General features: G+C 50.2%; 2 protein-coding genes. Both read right to left on the bottom strand.

All coding sequences use genetic code 11. The features are described 5' to 3' along the window. Nucleotides 1-7 precede the first annotated feature (7 nt). Nucleotides 8-7,705 carry a non-ribosomal peptide synthetase gene (locus NSQ37_RS16140; RefSeq protein ID WP_099566787.1) on the bottom strand — a complete coding sequence of 2,566 codons (7,698 nt, stop codon included), beginning with the start codon at nucleotides 7,703-7,705 and terminating at the stop codon, nucleotides 8-10. Between the two features lie 25 nt (nucleotides 7,706-7,730). Beyond that, nucleotides 7,731-15,389, bottom strand: a complete 7,659-nt coding sequence (locus NSQ37_RS16145; RefSeq protein ID WP_341124157.1) for an amino acid adenylation domain-containing protein — start codon at nucleotides 15,387-15,389, stop codon at nucleotides 7,731-7,733. Between the last annotated feature and the right edge of the window lie 239 nt (nucleotides 15,390-15,628).

The following is a 15,628-nucleotide window of genomic DNA, read 5'->3' on the forward strand; positions in this document are numbered from 1 at the left end:
TCCTTTTCTATAGTTTGTTGACGGCTCCCATAATGTCACTCAGATCTTCCAGCGTTAACTCCTCGTCACTGAAATCAGCGGCGCTCCATTCACGCTCCTCTTTGCCTGTGCAATGCGTGATGATTTGCTTGAGAAAGGCATGAAAATATCCCGTCAAAACTTCAATCGTTTCTTTTTGATACTGAAAACGGTTGTACACGACATGCATGCTGAGACATTCCGACGATACGGAGCCGCTGATATCAAGTGTGTACGGACGTTCCCAGTCTGGGCTGACTTCATTTCCCGCTTTTACGGGAGAAACACCAAAGCCGCTGGAACGGATTTCACGGTCAAACTGTCCCAGATAGTTAAAACTGATTTCAGGAGAATCGGATTCAGTCTCTTCCCAGAGTTTGCTTATATACTTCAGCACCCCGTATCCCGCTCCTTTATGCGGAATGCGGCGCATCATGTCTTTTGTCCGCTTAATGTGATAGCCGAGCCGCTCGCCGTCATCAGCCTGATCTTGAAAACTTGCGTCAACCAATACCGGATAAATTGACGTAAACCAACCGATGGTTCTGCTGATATCAAGATGCTCCAAGTGCTCTTCCCTTCCGTGGCCTTCCATGCTGATTTTGAATGTCTCGTTTCCGGTCCATCTGTTCAGCGCAAGGCTTAACGCGGCAAGCAATAATTCACCCGTCTCTGTTGTGTATGCTCTGTTCGCTTCCGTTAACAGCTGCTCAGTCTCCTGTTTCGTCAATGTAACGGTCATCACATCTGTATCTTTCAGAAGATTGGAAGAGATGCGGGCATCTTTCGGAAGCGGTTCGACCGCCGCTCTTTCTCTTTCGGACCAGTAGTCTGCTTCCTGTAACAGCCGGCGGCTTTTTGCATAATCAGAGATTTGCTTCGCGTAAGTCTGATAGGAATCGGTTTTTGCCGGAAGCGCGGTTTCTTTTCCTGCGAGCGCCTGCCTGTAGCACGCGGTGAGATCTTCAAATAAAATCCGCCATGATACACCGTCAATGACAAGGTGATGAATAGAAAGCAGCAGATGATCGCCATCATTAGCGTGAAATAATCCGACAGCTACGAGCGGACCCGTCTCCAGCCGAATGGAAGTTTGAATACGGGCGGCCGCCTGTTCAATTGCGGCGTGCTCCTCTTGTAATGACCCTTTCCCTCTCACGTCATGCGTTTCAAACGTAAAGAGTTCTTCTTCAGAAAGGTTTTCCGCTCTGTTGTATTGAGTCACCGATCCGTTTTGCGTGCCGCATACGATCCGTAATGCGTCATGATGAACCGCGAGCTGTGCCAACGCTTTTCTCATAGCAGATTCATTGATTCTGTCCGCACTGCGGAGCATTACGGACTGATTAAAATGATCATGCGGCAATGATTGCGACAAGAACCAGTGCTGGATCGGCGTCAGCGGCACGTCTCCCGTGACGGGAGCCTGATCAATCACGCGGCGGACTTTCCGGAGCCGCATCGATACTTCTCCCAGTGTCTGATGCTCGAACAGCTCGCGGACGGTCGTTTCATAGCCCTGCTGTTTCAGCCTCGCACATACTTGCAGCGCTTTAATCGAATCCCCGCCGAGATGGAAGAAATGAGCATTGGGGCCGAGGCCTTCAACACCTAAGAGTTCTTCCCAAATGTCAGCCATCATTTCTTCAGTTTCATTTCTCAGGCTGATATCATCTCCAAGGCTATCATTTAATTCAGGCTGCGGGAGCGCCTTCTCGTCCAGCTTCCCATTCGCCGTCAGAGGCAGTTCATCAAGCTCTATCAAGCGGGCGGGAATCATATATTCCGGCAGAAAAGCTCTGAGAGAGGCCTGAATCTCTGCTTCTTTTATCTTTTCGTTCCCGTGTAAGACCGCGTATGCGTAAATGGAGTGCTGACCGTGCTGATCAGCACGTGTGATCACGGCGGCCTCTTTCACGGAGGAAAGCTCTTGCAGCGCTGATTTAATTTCTCCCAGCTCAATTCTGTGGCCTCTGACTTTTACTTGCGCATCTTTCCGCCCGACATATTCCAGCTCTCCATTTGAGAGTCTTTTGGCGATATCACCCGTCCGGTAGAGCCGCATGCCGGAAACGTGCGGATTCGTGATGAAACGGGAGGCGGTTAAATCATCCCTGTTTACATATCCCCTCGCGACGCCTTCCCCGCCGATATAAAGCTCACCGGGAATTCCGATCGGCTGCGGATTCATATAGGCGTCCATAACAAAAGCATGAAGGGTTTCCAGCGGTCTGCCGATATTGCTTTTGTTTCTCTCAATATCATCCATATTCAGTTTTTTGCATGTGACGTGAACCGTGGTTTCCGTAATACCGTACATATTAACAAGCTCCGTCTCCGGGTACTTCTCTTTCCAGCTTTTCAGCATGCCGGGCTGAAGCGCTTCTCCGCCGAAAATGACATATCGAAGCTTCAGCTTGTCCGTATGCCCGGCCTCTTCATGAATGAGTCCGGAAAAAGCCGTCGGCGTTTGGTTCAGCACCGTTACGCCTTCACTTTGCAGCAGCTGCCGGTACAAATACGGATCACGGGCTGTGTCTTTCGGCACGATAACTACCTTTCCGCCGTATAAGAGCGCGCCGAATATTTCCCAGACAGAAAAATCAAAGCAATAGGAATGGAACAGCGTCCAGACGTCTTCAGAGCCGAAATCAAACGGCAGTCCTTTATGTGTGATAAGACTGATGACATTGCGGTGTTCCGTCATAACGCCTTTCGGTTTTCCGGTTGTGCCCGATGTGTAAATCACGTAAGCCGGCTGTTCAGGCGTTATTATTTCTTTCGTTCTGTCTGCTGAAACGGATTCAGGCTTATCGATGTATAAAACCGGCAGCCCGTCCATTCCGGATATCCCAAGACCCGATTGCGTCAACAGAGCACGCGCGCCGCTGTCAGTCAGCATAAATGAAATCCGCTCGTCCGGATAGTCAGGATCAATCGGCAGATAAGCACCTCCCGCTTTTAAAATACCGAGAATCCCAATCAGCATATCCGGAGATCGTTCGGTCATAATTCCGACAATCTGTCCGGAGCGGATGCCGTTTTCCGACAGCATATCGGCGATTCGATCCGCCTTTTCATTGAGCTCGCGGTAGGTGAGACGCTCATCAGACATGACGGCTGCAATTTGATCCGGCATTTTTTCCGCCTGTGCTTCAAATAAACTGACAATCGTTTCATGCCTCGGATACTCCGCCGTTTGATTTTCCGCTTGAAGAAGCATCTGCCGCTCGTTTATGCCCAGCAAATGAATGTCAGACAGCTTCCGCTCATCATCCGATGCGATTTGTCCTAAAAGCTCTTTAAAATGACCGGCCCACCGTTCGATCGTATCCTTTTCAAACAACGCGGTACTGTATTCAAAATGAAAATCCAGTGAGCCATCCGGCCGTTCCTCGGCATGAAGCGTCAAGTCGAATTTTGAAATGTCATGCTTCACTGCATGTGAAGAAACGGATAAGCCCGGAAGGTTCACTTCGAAATCATCACTGTTTTGCAAAACGAGCATGGCATCAAACAGCGGATTGCGATTGACTTCCCGGTGTGTATCAAGCTTTTGGGCAAGTTCTTCAAACGGGAAGTCCTGATGTTCGGCCGCGCCGAGGGCGAGCATTTTCACCTCTTCTAAATAAGCGCGGAATGTCTTATCCCCTTTCGGCCTGCTTCTCATTGCCACGGTATTTACAAACATGCCGATGACCCCGTCAAGCTCAGCGCGGCTTCTGCCGGCCGCAGGTGAACCGACGACAATGTCTTCCTGCCCGCTCAATTTAGAAAGGAACAAGGAGTAGCTTGCCAAAAGAATCATATACAGTGTCGAACCCGTCTCATCCATGAGCTGGCGCAAGTTCTCCGCCGTTTCCTTTTGAAGGCGCGTTCGAACCGCGGACCCGCTGAAATCAGGAAGCTGCGGGCGCTTTTTATCGAGCGGCAGATCAAGTACGGGAATGTTTTCCCCGATCGTCTCCAGCCAATAACGCTCATGTCTTTTGAATTCTTCAGCGGCAAACCGCTCATGCTGCCAGACGGAAAAATCTTTGTACTGGAGTTTTAACGGCCGCAACTCTTTTCCTCTGTACAAATCCGTCAATTCTTGAATCAGAACGCTCATTGACACACCGTCTGCGATAAGATGATGCATATCAAGCAGCAGAAAATGACGTTCTTCAGTAACTTTGGCTAAAGTCACTCTCAAAAGCGGCGCTTTTTCCACGTCAAACGGTTTGACGAAAGTTTCCATCACCTCTTGAAGAAGGTTCCCGGATGGCATGTGAATCTCTGTGAGGTCAAGATCGACATGTGCATGTATTTGCTGCATCGGCTCCCCGTTTCGTAAAACAAATGAAGTGCGTAACGCTTCATGCCTTTGTAACAGCGCTGAAAAGGCTTCGTGCAGGCGATCCCGGTTGAGTCTGCCGCTCAGTTCCAGACAAGCGGGCATATGATAGCCCGTACTGTCCGCTGCAAGCTGATGAAGGGCATAGAGCCTTTTTTGCGCAAAAGATAGCGGGTACAAGTCCTTTGCCACAGCAGGCGTGATTTCTGCATATTCTCCTCTTTTCCTCTGTTCAAGGAAGCGGGCCATGCTCTCGATGGTCGGATGTTCAAAAACATGGCGGACGGCAAGTTCAATTTGCAGCCGTTTATGTATGTTTGAAACAAGCGACGCGGCTTTCAGCGACTGTCCGCCGATTTGGAAGAAATCATCTCTCATACTGATGTGTTCCCGTTTCAGCACTTCTTGCCAAATAGACAGCAGCTCAGTCTCAAGCATTGTGCGCGGAGCTTGATAATCACCGGTTCTCTCGGCTTCTTTCGGCTCAGGAAGTGCGGCCCGATCAAGTTTTCCGCTCACAGACAGCGGCATTTCCGTTAATTTGGTAAAGCTTCCCGGTATCATATAAGCAGGTAATCTCCCGGCCAATTCAGCGTGCGGTTTAAATGTCACACCCGCATTTTCCAGTACGACATAAGCTGCAAGCTCCTGTTCCCCGTCCGCCATTTTGCGCACGGTGACTGCCGCCTCTTTTACCCCGGACAGACTTCTGAGTGCCGTTTCGATTTCTCCTAATTCAATTCTGTAACCTCTTACCTTCACCTGATCGTCAAAGCGTCCCATGTATTCAATCGTTCCATCCGGTAAAAATCGGGCTGCATCTCCCGTTCTGTAAAGCCGTTCACCTTCACGAAACGGATGAGGGGTAAAGACTTTGTCCGTCAGCTCTTTTTGCTGAAAATATCCGTCCGCCAGACCTTTTCCGGAAATACACAGTTCACCGACGGCTCCGACCGGCTGCAGCCGATCTCCGTGCATCATATAGACAGAAGTGTTGGCAATCGGGCGCCCGATCGTAATCCGGCTGCTTTTTTGCAGGTTGCGCAGAATCGTCGTGGCCACACTGTTTTCCGTCGGGCCGTATTCATTCAGCAGCTCGGCATTCGGGCATATGCCGCGGCTCGCTTCCACGATATCAGGAGTGGCCGCTTCCCCGGCAAATGTCACCACCCGAAGCGTCTGCGCATCCTTTTTCGTCAGCGAATCAAGCAGAACGCGATACAGAGACGGAACGATCAGAAGATGGCTCACTCCGTGTCGGGTGATTTTCTGTTTTATTGAAAGGACGTCTTTCGCATCATCTTCATCAGTTAACAATACACAGGCGCCCGACAGAAGCGGAGTGAAAAGACTCGTTAATGACCCGTCAAATACGTATGAAAAAAGATGAAGCGCTATGTCCCCTTCTGTCATCCCGTATTCTTCACGCCGCCATTGCAATGTATTGCTGATCGCTTTGTGTTGTACAAGCACCCCTTTCGGCCGGCCTGTCGTTCCGGAGGTGTAAATGACATACGCCCAATTTCCGCTGTCAGATACCGGCGGAAGCGGTGAAGTCTGCTGGGAAACCGTTTCCTCCATGATGACGACGCTGCCCTTGAAATGCGGCGGAATGAGGGGGAGCAGGTCTTTTTCAGTCACGAGCAGTGAGGCTTCACTGTCTCTCAGTAAAAATGAAATCCGTTCAGGCGGGAATTCCGCATCAATCGGCATATAGGCGCTGCCCGACTTCCAAATTCCGAGCAGAGCGGCAACCGTACTCATTGATCGGCGCAGCATAACAGCGGTGATCTGGTCGGGGCGTGCGCCTTTTTCCCTTAACGCATGCGCAATCTGATTCGCCCGCTGATTTAATTTCTTGTAGCTCCAGCTTACCCCGTTATATCTCAACGCCTCTTGGTCAGGCGTTTTTGCCGCCTGTTCTTCAAACAGCCCATGAACGGTTGTCTCAGGGTACGGACGGTTCGTTTCGTTAAACGAATGAATCAAGGCTTCTTCCTCTGGAGGCACGAGACTGATGCTTGATAAAAGCCTGTCCGGATCTTCCGTTACACAGGAGATGACCTCCAGAATATGCCCTTTGATCCGTTTCATGTCTTCCCGATCGTAGATGCCCGCATTGTAGCTGAATTTCACATAAAACTCTTCTCCCGGAACGATGACGACGTTAAGATCGTAATTGGTTTCTTCCGCCATCGAAAAGTTTTCAAGTGAGAGCGCACTGCTTTCCGTTTGCTTCCAGCCGTTTACCGCAGTCTGCATCTGAACCGGATAATTCTCAAAAACCAGGATGTGGTTCAAGAGATCTTGTTGCAGGCCGCTCTCGTTTTGGATGTCATAAAGCGGATAATAGCTGTGCTCTTCCGCAGCGAGTGACTCTTTCTGCACCTTTTTGAGAAGAGAAGAAAAAGTCATATCCCGAGCCGCGCGCACCCTTATCGGCACGGTATTGATAAACAGTCCGGCCATGGATTCGATGCCGGCGATAGCTGACGGCCTGCCGGAAACAACTGAACCGAATACCGCATCTTCAGTGCCGTTGTAACGGTGGAGAAGCAGTCCCCAAATGCTCGTAAATAAAGTATTCAGCGTGACCCCGGTGCTTCGGGCAATGTCTGTCAGCTTTTGCACGGTTTCAGACTCAAGGGAAAATTGAAAATGCTCAGATGCATAACCGTTTTGCGCCGGCTTATTCTTCGTTTGCGGAACGGAAACGACTTCTCCGTAATCTTCCAAGCAGCGCGACCAGAACGCTGACGTTTCTTCTTTATTCCGGCTTCGGAGCCATTTGATATAAGAACTGTAAGGAGCCGGACTGCTGAGGTTTACAGGCCGCCCGTTTCGGATCGCATAATACATGCTGAAGAAATCTTTCAGCACAATGCCCAAGCTCCAGCCGTCCATCATAATGTGATGGTGAGTCCAAACGCATGTATGGCGGTTTTCTCCCGTTTGAAAAAGAGTCAGGCGCATTAAGGGGCCTTTTTGCAGATCAAAGCCCTTATTCCGGTCGGTTTCCTTGAATTCCTTAATGATGTTTTGCTGCTGTTCTTCCGAATAATCTGAAATGTTCTCAGTCTGTACGGCTGTGTCACGGCGTGAAAGGACAACCTGCTGCGGCCCTTCAAGGTCAGGCACTTCTTTTATGAAAATCGTTCTGAAAATATCATAACGGCTGACAAGCATATCCAGACTTTTTTGGAATGTATCAATGCATAAGTCCCCGCTGACTGTAAACGAAATCTGCTCGACATATGCGTTTGATCCGGAATCCAGAAGCGAATGAAACAGCATGCCTTCCTGCATATATGATAAAGGGTAAATATCTTGAATTTCTGTCGCTTGTGTCACGAATGCCACACACCTTTTTATGAAATTAAAGTCCTTTTACGAGATCTTCAATGCTTGATAGTGCTTGAGCGGTCAATTCTGTATGGCTGTAATCCGTTAATGTTTTTTCCCGCTCTTTCTTGCCGGAACAGTGGGCGATGATGTCCTCGATGTGAGTATGGAAACGATTCATGAAGAACTCGATTGCCCCCGGTGCAAATACATCGGTATAAACGGCTTTTACCTCCAGTTGCCCGGCCGCCACCATCGCGTTAATATCCAGATCAAACTCGCGGATGCGCCCGGCCGCTATATCATGCTGCGGCTTGAACGGTGACATCTTCAGCGTTCCCTCAAGACCGTCAAACGCACCGAGATAGTTAAAGCTTATTTCTGGGTCTTTATAAAGAATGTTTCGCGAATATCTCAACAGCCCGTAGCCGGTTCCGTGATAAGGAACCCGTCTCATCATGTCTTTTACCGTCTTTATGCGGTGAGCGGTTTTTTCGCCTGAGCCGCCCGGCACTCTCATATCCAAAAGCACCGGGTAAACAGATGTAAACCATCCTGCTGTTCTTGACATATCAATGTCAGGCATATGCCCTTGGCGCCCGTGCCCTTCAGTGCTGATAAGGATCTGTTCAGAACCCGTCCACTCATGAAGCGCCATTCCAAGCGCCGTTAAAAGCAATTCATGAACATCCGTTCCGTATGCCTGCTGTGTTTCCAACAGCAGCTGTTTCGTGACTTCGCTGCTTAATATCCACGATGCCGTGCGCGCGTTTTCCTGCAATCGTCCGGCGTTTTCATCAGTTATTTTCGGCAGCGGCGCTGTTTCACTAGACATCACGCTGTCCCAGTATGCGGCTTCCTCCAGCAATGCTTTGCTTTTGGAAATGTCAAAAAGCTCTTCGGCATACTTTATATAAGAATCGCTTTTCGGCGGCAGTTTGATTTGTTTGCCTTCCAATGCCTGCTGATAAGCTGTCTGCAGATCTTCAAGCAATATCCTCCATGACACGCCGTCCACGATAAGATGATGAATCGTTATAAGAAGATGGTCGGCTTCCTTCTGCCGGAACACTCCGAGATGAAGCAGAGGCCCTTGATCAAGACGCATAGCCTGCTGTATTTCTTTTTCCTCAGCGGCTATCCGTTTTTCGGGCTGCGTTTCTTCTGAAATATCTATGACGTTAAGCGTAAAGATTTCTTCATACTGCTTTGTGATTCCGCGATTATATTGAACCGTTTCCCCATGCTCATTTTCAGTGAAAGTCATTCGCAGCGCATCATGATGTTCTGTCAGCGCGCAAACCGCCTGATACAGCGCATCTATTTCGAGGCTGTCTTCACTGCACAGCATGACCGCTTGGTTATAATGAAGCTCAAACGCACCCGGCTCTTCAAAAAATCTCTGCTGGATCGGTGTCAGCGGAGCGCTTCCTTCTATCGGCCCCTGATCAGCCGTTGCAACAGCCGGCATGAGGTGCTTCGCGAGTTCTGCAATCGTCGGGAATTGAAACAAATCGCGGATCGACATGTTCCAGCCTTCTCCGGCGAGTCGGGCTGACACTTGAAGCGCCTTAATGGAATCCCCCCCAAGCTCAAAGAAAGAGTGATGAATTCCCGCTTTCTGAATATGAAGCACATCTTCCCAAATCCGGCATAACATCGCTTGTTTTTCATCGCCGGGCGCGACAAATGCCTGTGATGAATGTATCTCTTCTGCCGGCAATGCCGATTTGTCAAGTTTGCCGTTCAGTGTCAGGGGCATGCTGTCTAAACCGATAATATGGGACGGCATCATATAAGCCGGGAGCTCCTGCATTAGAGACTGGCGAAGTGATGAGATATCGGCCTCTTTAGGAACGATGTATGCCGCTAATCGGGCTTGTCCTTCAGCATCTTTCATCACGGTAACAGCCGCTTCTTTGACTTGATCGTGTTTCAAAAGCACACTTTCAATTTCTCCCGTCTCAATTCTGTAGCCTCTGATTTTTACCTGCTTATCAATCCGCCCTTTAAAACGAAGAGTACCATCCGGCAGCCAGCAAGCCTGATCTCCGGTTCTGTAAAGCGTTTCTCCCGTTTGTAATGGGTCACTGAATGCGTCCTCTGTCAGCTCAGGCTGTCCCCAATATCCTTTTGCGACGCCGGCGCCCCCGATATACAGCTCTCCGAAAACGCCGATCGGCTGGACCTGTTTGTCTTTGTTTAAGACGTACATTTGCACATTCGGAAGCGGAACACCGATCGGCACATCATCTTCCCGCGGCTTTTCGCTCATTTCGGCTTCATAATACGAAGAATCAATTGTCGCTTCTGTTACACCGTAGCTGTTAATGATCCGCATTTCTTTTCCGAAGCGTTCATGAAGCGTATAAAAATCCTGCGACTTGATCATATCTGAACCCAGTACCAGTATTTTTACGCTTCGCAGCGCGAGCTTCCGGCGATATATATATTCCATAAACGGAACAATCAGCGCGGGTGTCGACTCCATAAACGTGATACAGTGCTGATCAATGAGCTGATAAAGCTGTTGTGGCTCAAGCCGGACGTCATCCGGACAAATGACAAGCGTTCCCCCGTTTAGCAGGGCGCGTGCAAGATCCCCAGAAAATACATCAAATGAGAAACTCGCCATCTGCAACACTCTGACCGGTATAAGATCAAGCTCATAAATCCTGCGCCATGCAAGTGCTGCATGCGTAAAGCTGCGATTTCTGACTTCGACTCCCTTCGGCGTTCCCGTTGTTCCCGAAGTATATATGATATATGCAGTATCATCCGGTGACGCTGACGGCTGAATATTCTTTGCACAAATATCGTATTGATCTTCATGATCAAGCTGAATGAGAAATAAATTGTGATCCGTCAGCTGTGAAGCAAGTTCTTTGTATTCTGACTGCACCATCAAGACGGATGCCGCGCTGTCTTTTAATAAATAGCGAATCCGTTCCTCGGGATAATGGGAGTCAACCGGTATATACGCCCCTCCCGATTTCATGACGGCAAGAACACTGACGATCGCTTCAATCGAGCGGTTTGCCAATATAGCTGCTCTTTTTCCCGGACCGAATCCATTTTTGTGTAATGTTCGCGCAAGCCGATTTGCCCGCTCATTAAGCTGCGAATAGCTGATCTGTTGTGCTCCTTCAATAACAGCGGTCTGATGAGGCGTTTCTTCTGCTTTCTCTTCAAACAACTGGTGAAACAGTTTGTGTTTTTCCATGAATTCGGTTTGTGTGTTATTAAACTCAATCAGTAACTTTTGTTTTTCTTCTTCATCCAAAATGTCAGCTTTCAATAGTGTGACTTCCGGTTCGGCGGCAACATGGCGCAAGAGATTCAGTAAGTGGCCCATCCAGCGTTCAATCGTTTCTTTCATAAAAAGCTCGGTGCTGAATTCCATTTCAAAGCGGATGTTTCCATCGGATTCAGCCGCTGATAAGGTCAGGTCAAAACTTGATACATCATGTTCGGTATGCTCTGATCGCGACGCTTTCAGACCGGCCAGATTTATCTCCTCTCGCTCCATATTCTGAAGAATAAACATCGCATCAAACAGCGGATTGCGGCTCATGTCCCGCTGCACCCCGAGCCGTTCCACTAGCTCTTCAAACGGATAGTCCTGATGCTCATACGCCTCAAGCGCGGCCTGGCGGACTTCCGCCAAGTAATCGGTGAACCGTTTGTCTCCTTTCGGCTCCGTTCTGATGGCGAGCGTGTTGACGAACATGCCGAGAATCGGTTCAAGGTCTTTGTGCGGACGCCCGGCAATCGGCGAGCCGACGATGATGTCTTCCTGCCCGCTCAATCTCGCGAGTAACGTATTGTACGCGGCGAGAAGCACCATATACAAAGTGGAGCCGTGATCCCGGGCGATGCGGTGAAGGCCGGATGCCGTTTCAGCGTCAAGCGTGCACGATACGCTGCCGCCCGCAAAGCTTCTGACAGCCGGACGGGCCTTGTCAGCCGGAAGCTCAAGCACCGGAAGCTCTCCTTCAAGCCGCTTCAGCCAATAGGCTTCCTGCTTCTGGTACCCTTCTTTCTCCTGAAACGACCGCTGCCAGACGGCATAGTCTTTATATTGAAGGCGCATCGGCGCAAGCGAACGGCCTGCGTACAGCTCGCCGAATTCTTTAATCAAGGTGTTGACGGACACACCGTCAGAAATAATATGATGCATATCCGTTAATAAAAGATGACGTTCGTCCGATTCTTTCACGAGGGCCGCACGGAAGAGCGGCGCTTCCTCCAGACAAAACGGCCGGACGAATGCGTCAGCTGACCCGGCCTCATCCAGCTGAAACGGTACGCTGTCATGGATGCGCTGCACCGGTTCGCCGTCAGGCCCCGTTTCAAAGGACGTTCTGAGCGACTCATGCCGCTCCACAAGCTGCCGGAACGTCTCCTCCAGCCGGCCGCGGTCAAGCGGACCCGTCAGTTCCAGCACAGCCGGCATATTGTAGCCGACACCGCCGTCTTCAAGCTGCTGGAGCACATACATCCGTTTCTGCGCCGAAGACAAAGGGTAGGTGTCCTGTGTTTGCGCAGGCTGAATCGCTTCATACGGGCTCTCTTCCAAGTCCTGAATAACCGAAGCAAGCTCTTCCACCGTCGGCCGGGCGAAGATGTCCTGTAACGGCACCTGAACACCGAATTCTTTGGCGATGCGGGAGACGAGAGCTGTCGCTTTTAACGAATGGCCGCCCCGCTCAAAAAAGTGATCCCGGATGCCGACGGGGCCGTTTTTCAGCACCTCTTCCCAAAGGGCGCAAAGCTTCATTTCCGTGACGTTCCGCGGGGCGGTGTACGCCTGTCTGTCTGCCGCTCCGCCGGGAGCCGGCAGCGCGCGGCGGTCAAGTTTTCCGCTCGGCGTGACCGGCCATTCGCTCATCTCTATAAACTGAGCCGGCATCATGTAGGCCGGAAGGCGTGTCGCAAGCTCCGCCCGCACGTCATCGCTTTCCCGTCCTTCGATATAGGCGTAAAGCGCGGTTTCGCCGTGTTCGTTCCGGGCGGTGACCGCCGCCTCACGAATGCCGTCGATGCGCCGGATCGCCGCTTCGATCTCTCCCGGTTCAATCCGGTAGCCGCGGACTTTCACCTGTCCGTCTGAACGTCCGAGCCATTCGACTAGGCCGTCTTCTGTCCAGCGTGCGATATCGCCCGTCTGATACATGCGTTCTCCCGGGTAAAACGGATCATCGAGAAAACGCTCCTCCGTCAGCTCAGGCCGGTTCAGATAGCCCCGGGCCACCCCTGTCCCCGCGATGTACAGCTCTCCTGCCACGCCCGCAGGCTGGATGGTTCCTCCGCTATCTAATACATACAGACGGGCACCCGGAACGGGTTTACCAATCGGAAGCCGCGTCCGTCCGCTGTCCCGTTTTCGGTCACAGACGTAAAACGCCGCATCCACCGTCGCTTCCGTCGGCCCGTAGCCGTGAATAAGCACGGTCTCCGGCAGAAGATCGGCAAACCGGGCAGCCGTAAGCGGTGAAAGAGCTTCCCCTCCGGCAAACACGCGTGTCAGTGTTCTGCCGAGGTGTGTTCTTGTTTCCGCAGGCTCTGTTTCCAGCGCGTCTAAAAAGCTGTTGACCATCGCCGGAATAAAATGCGCGGTCGTCACCTTTTCTGAGGCAAACGCTTCAATCATCCGCACAGGATCTTTCTCCCAGCCGGCCGGAAGCAGATACACGGAGGCGCCGGACATCGTCCACCAAAACAATTGCCAGATGGAGGCATCGAAAGAAAAGGATGATTTCAGCACGATAATATCCTCTTCCGTTAGCGGGAACTGCCCTTGCATCCCTGATAAAAAGGCGGCGGCCTGACGGTGTTCAACAGCCACTCCCTTCGGTGTTCCCGTCGAACCGGACGTATAAATGATATAAGCGAGCGAATCGCTATCCGCTTCGTCAGAGACAGCCCCTGTCTCCGTCTCGCCTGTCAGAGAAGAAAGAGACACTTCTAGCGTTTCTCCGGAAAAACCGGAAACGGATAACCCCGGCTGTGCAAGCAGGAGACAAGCGCCGCAGTCATCGAGCATATAGCGCAGCCTGTCCTCAGGATACTCCGGGTCAAGCGGCACGTAGGCGCCGCCCGCTTTTAACACGGCAAGCACAGAAACCACCATCTCCGGCGAGCGTTCAGCGAGCACACCGACCATGCTTTCTTTGCGGACGCCTTTTTGTCGGAGCCGAGCGGCGAGCCTGTCTGTGTACTGGTCAAGCTCGGCGTACGTCAGCATACCGCCCGGAAAACGGAGCGCCGGACGATGCGGCGAAAGCGCGGCACGGCGGGTAAACAGCCCGTGAAGCGTCGGGGCCGACGGTTCAGCCGTTTCTGTACGGTTAAACGCAGTTAACACCCGTTTCTTTTCATTTTCATCCGCCATATCAATATGCCGAATCAGCCGGTCTGGATTTCTAACGGCATTTTCAACGATCGTCAGCAAATGAGTTTGAATGCGTTTGATTGATTTTTCAGTAAATAAAGCGGATTGGTAATCAAAATTCAGCTCAATCAATCCCGTATCTGTCCGCTCCTTAATTAAAATGGACAGCTCATTTGCCGTATGCCCGCTGAAAAACATCGCCGTTTCATAATCGAAACCTTCTGCCTGACGCCACGCGAGAGGCTGGTATTGCATCGAAATCCCGGTGATATTTTGCAGGTCGTGATGAATCTGCCTTAATTCATTGACAAAAAGATTGTAAGGATATTTCTGGTGCCGCATAACAGACAGCTGCTCTTTTCCTACGCTGCGGACAAAGGACAGGAACTCCGCATCAGGATCTGCCGTCATTCTGATCGGCAGTGTGCTGACGAACATGCCGAGCATATCCTTTTCGAGCCTGGAGCCCCGGTTTCCGTAATAAGTGCCGATGGCAATATCCTTTTTAGCCGTCAGACGGCTGATGCATATGTATAACGAAGCCATAAACAGAGAGATGATGCTGATATTATTTTCTTTGCAAAAACGCCGGATAGATTGTTCTAAGGAGTGAGAAAGAGTGATAGTATCTCTGGAAGCCGCAGTGCTTTGTCTAAGATGAGAGGTTCGTTCCGCCAGTGAAAGGTGTTCCGGAACGGTTCGGTATGTTTCAGTCCAAAATGAACGGTCTTTTTGAAAACGGGAAGACTGTAAGTATTGCTGTTCTTTTTCCATGTAGCTGAGATAGGAAGGTCTGTGATGTTCAGTTAAATCCTCGCCCCGCATGATCTTTTGGTAGATGTCAATGAGCTGGTTGCCGAGCAGGTTGAGCGAGATGCCGTCCATGATAATATGGTGAAATTTTGAATAAAGCCAAACTTCTTTGTCTGACATGACAAGAAGAGTAAATTGATACAGAGGTGAATGAAACAGCTTGAACGGAACACGAGTCTGCGTGTCAATCCATGCGTCCCGCTCTGCCTGATCAGTATGAGTAAAATCAACAGTCTCTAGAGAAATCGGCCGATGCCCCGCCAGATACAGCTGGGGTTCTGATCCGTCCCCTTCTGTCAGTTGAAACCTGAGCGAATCATTTTGCGAGATAGAAAAATCTAAAGCCTGGCGCAGTACGTCAAAATCGATGTCCCCCCTGAATTTGACGCATGCCGCGAGATTGCAGATACTTGTGCCCGGTTCGAGCAGCTCCGTAAACCACACTCTTCTTTGTGCGTGAGTTAAAGAATAAACAGTGTTCTCCAATGGAATCCCTCCGCTTCAATTTAAGAGGATAAGAAAGTGAAATAATTACAATTAAATTTCGACAGCATATGACTTAATCATCCATATAAGCATTATTTTAAAACATATTTTAGAAATCACAATAAAAAATTAAATTTTCTCTAACATTTTTTAGAATATAGTATATATTCCTCACTTCACTTCTTCATTTCTATAATCTTTATACCATGTAAAACGGTATGTATGCATACTATAAACTG

It is taken from the genome of Bacillus sp. FSL P4-0334, from assembly GCF_038004825.1.
Taxonomy (GTDB): Bacteria; Bacillota; Bacilli; order Bacillales; family Bacillaceae; genus Bacillus; species Bacillus velezensis.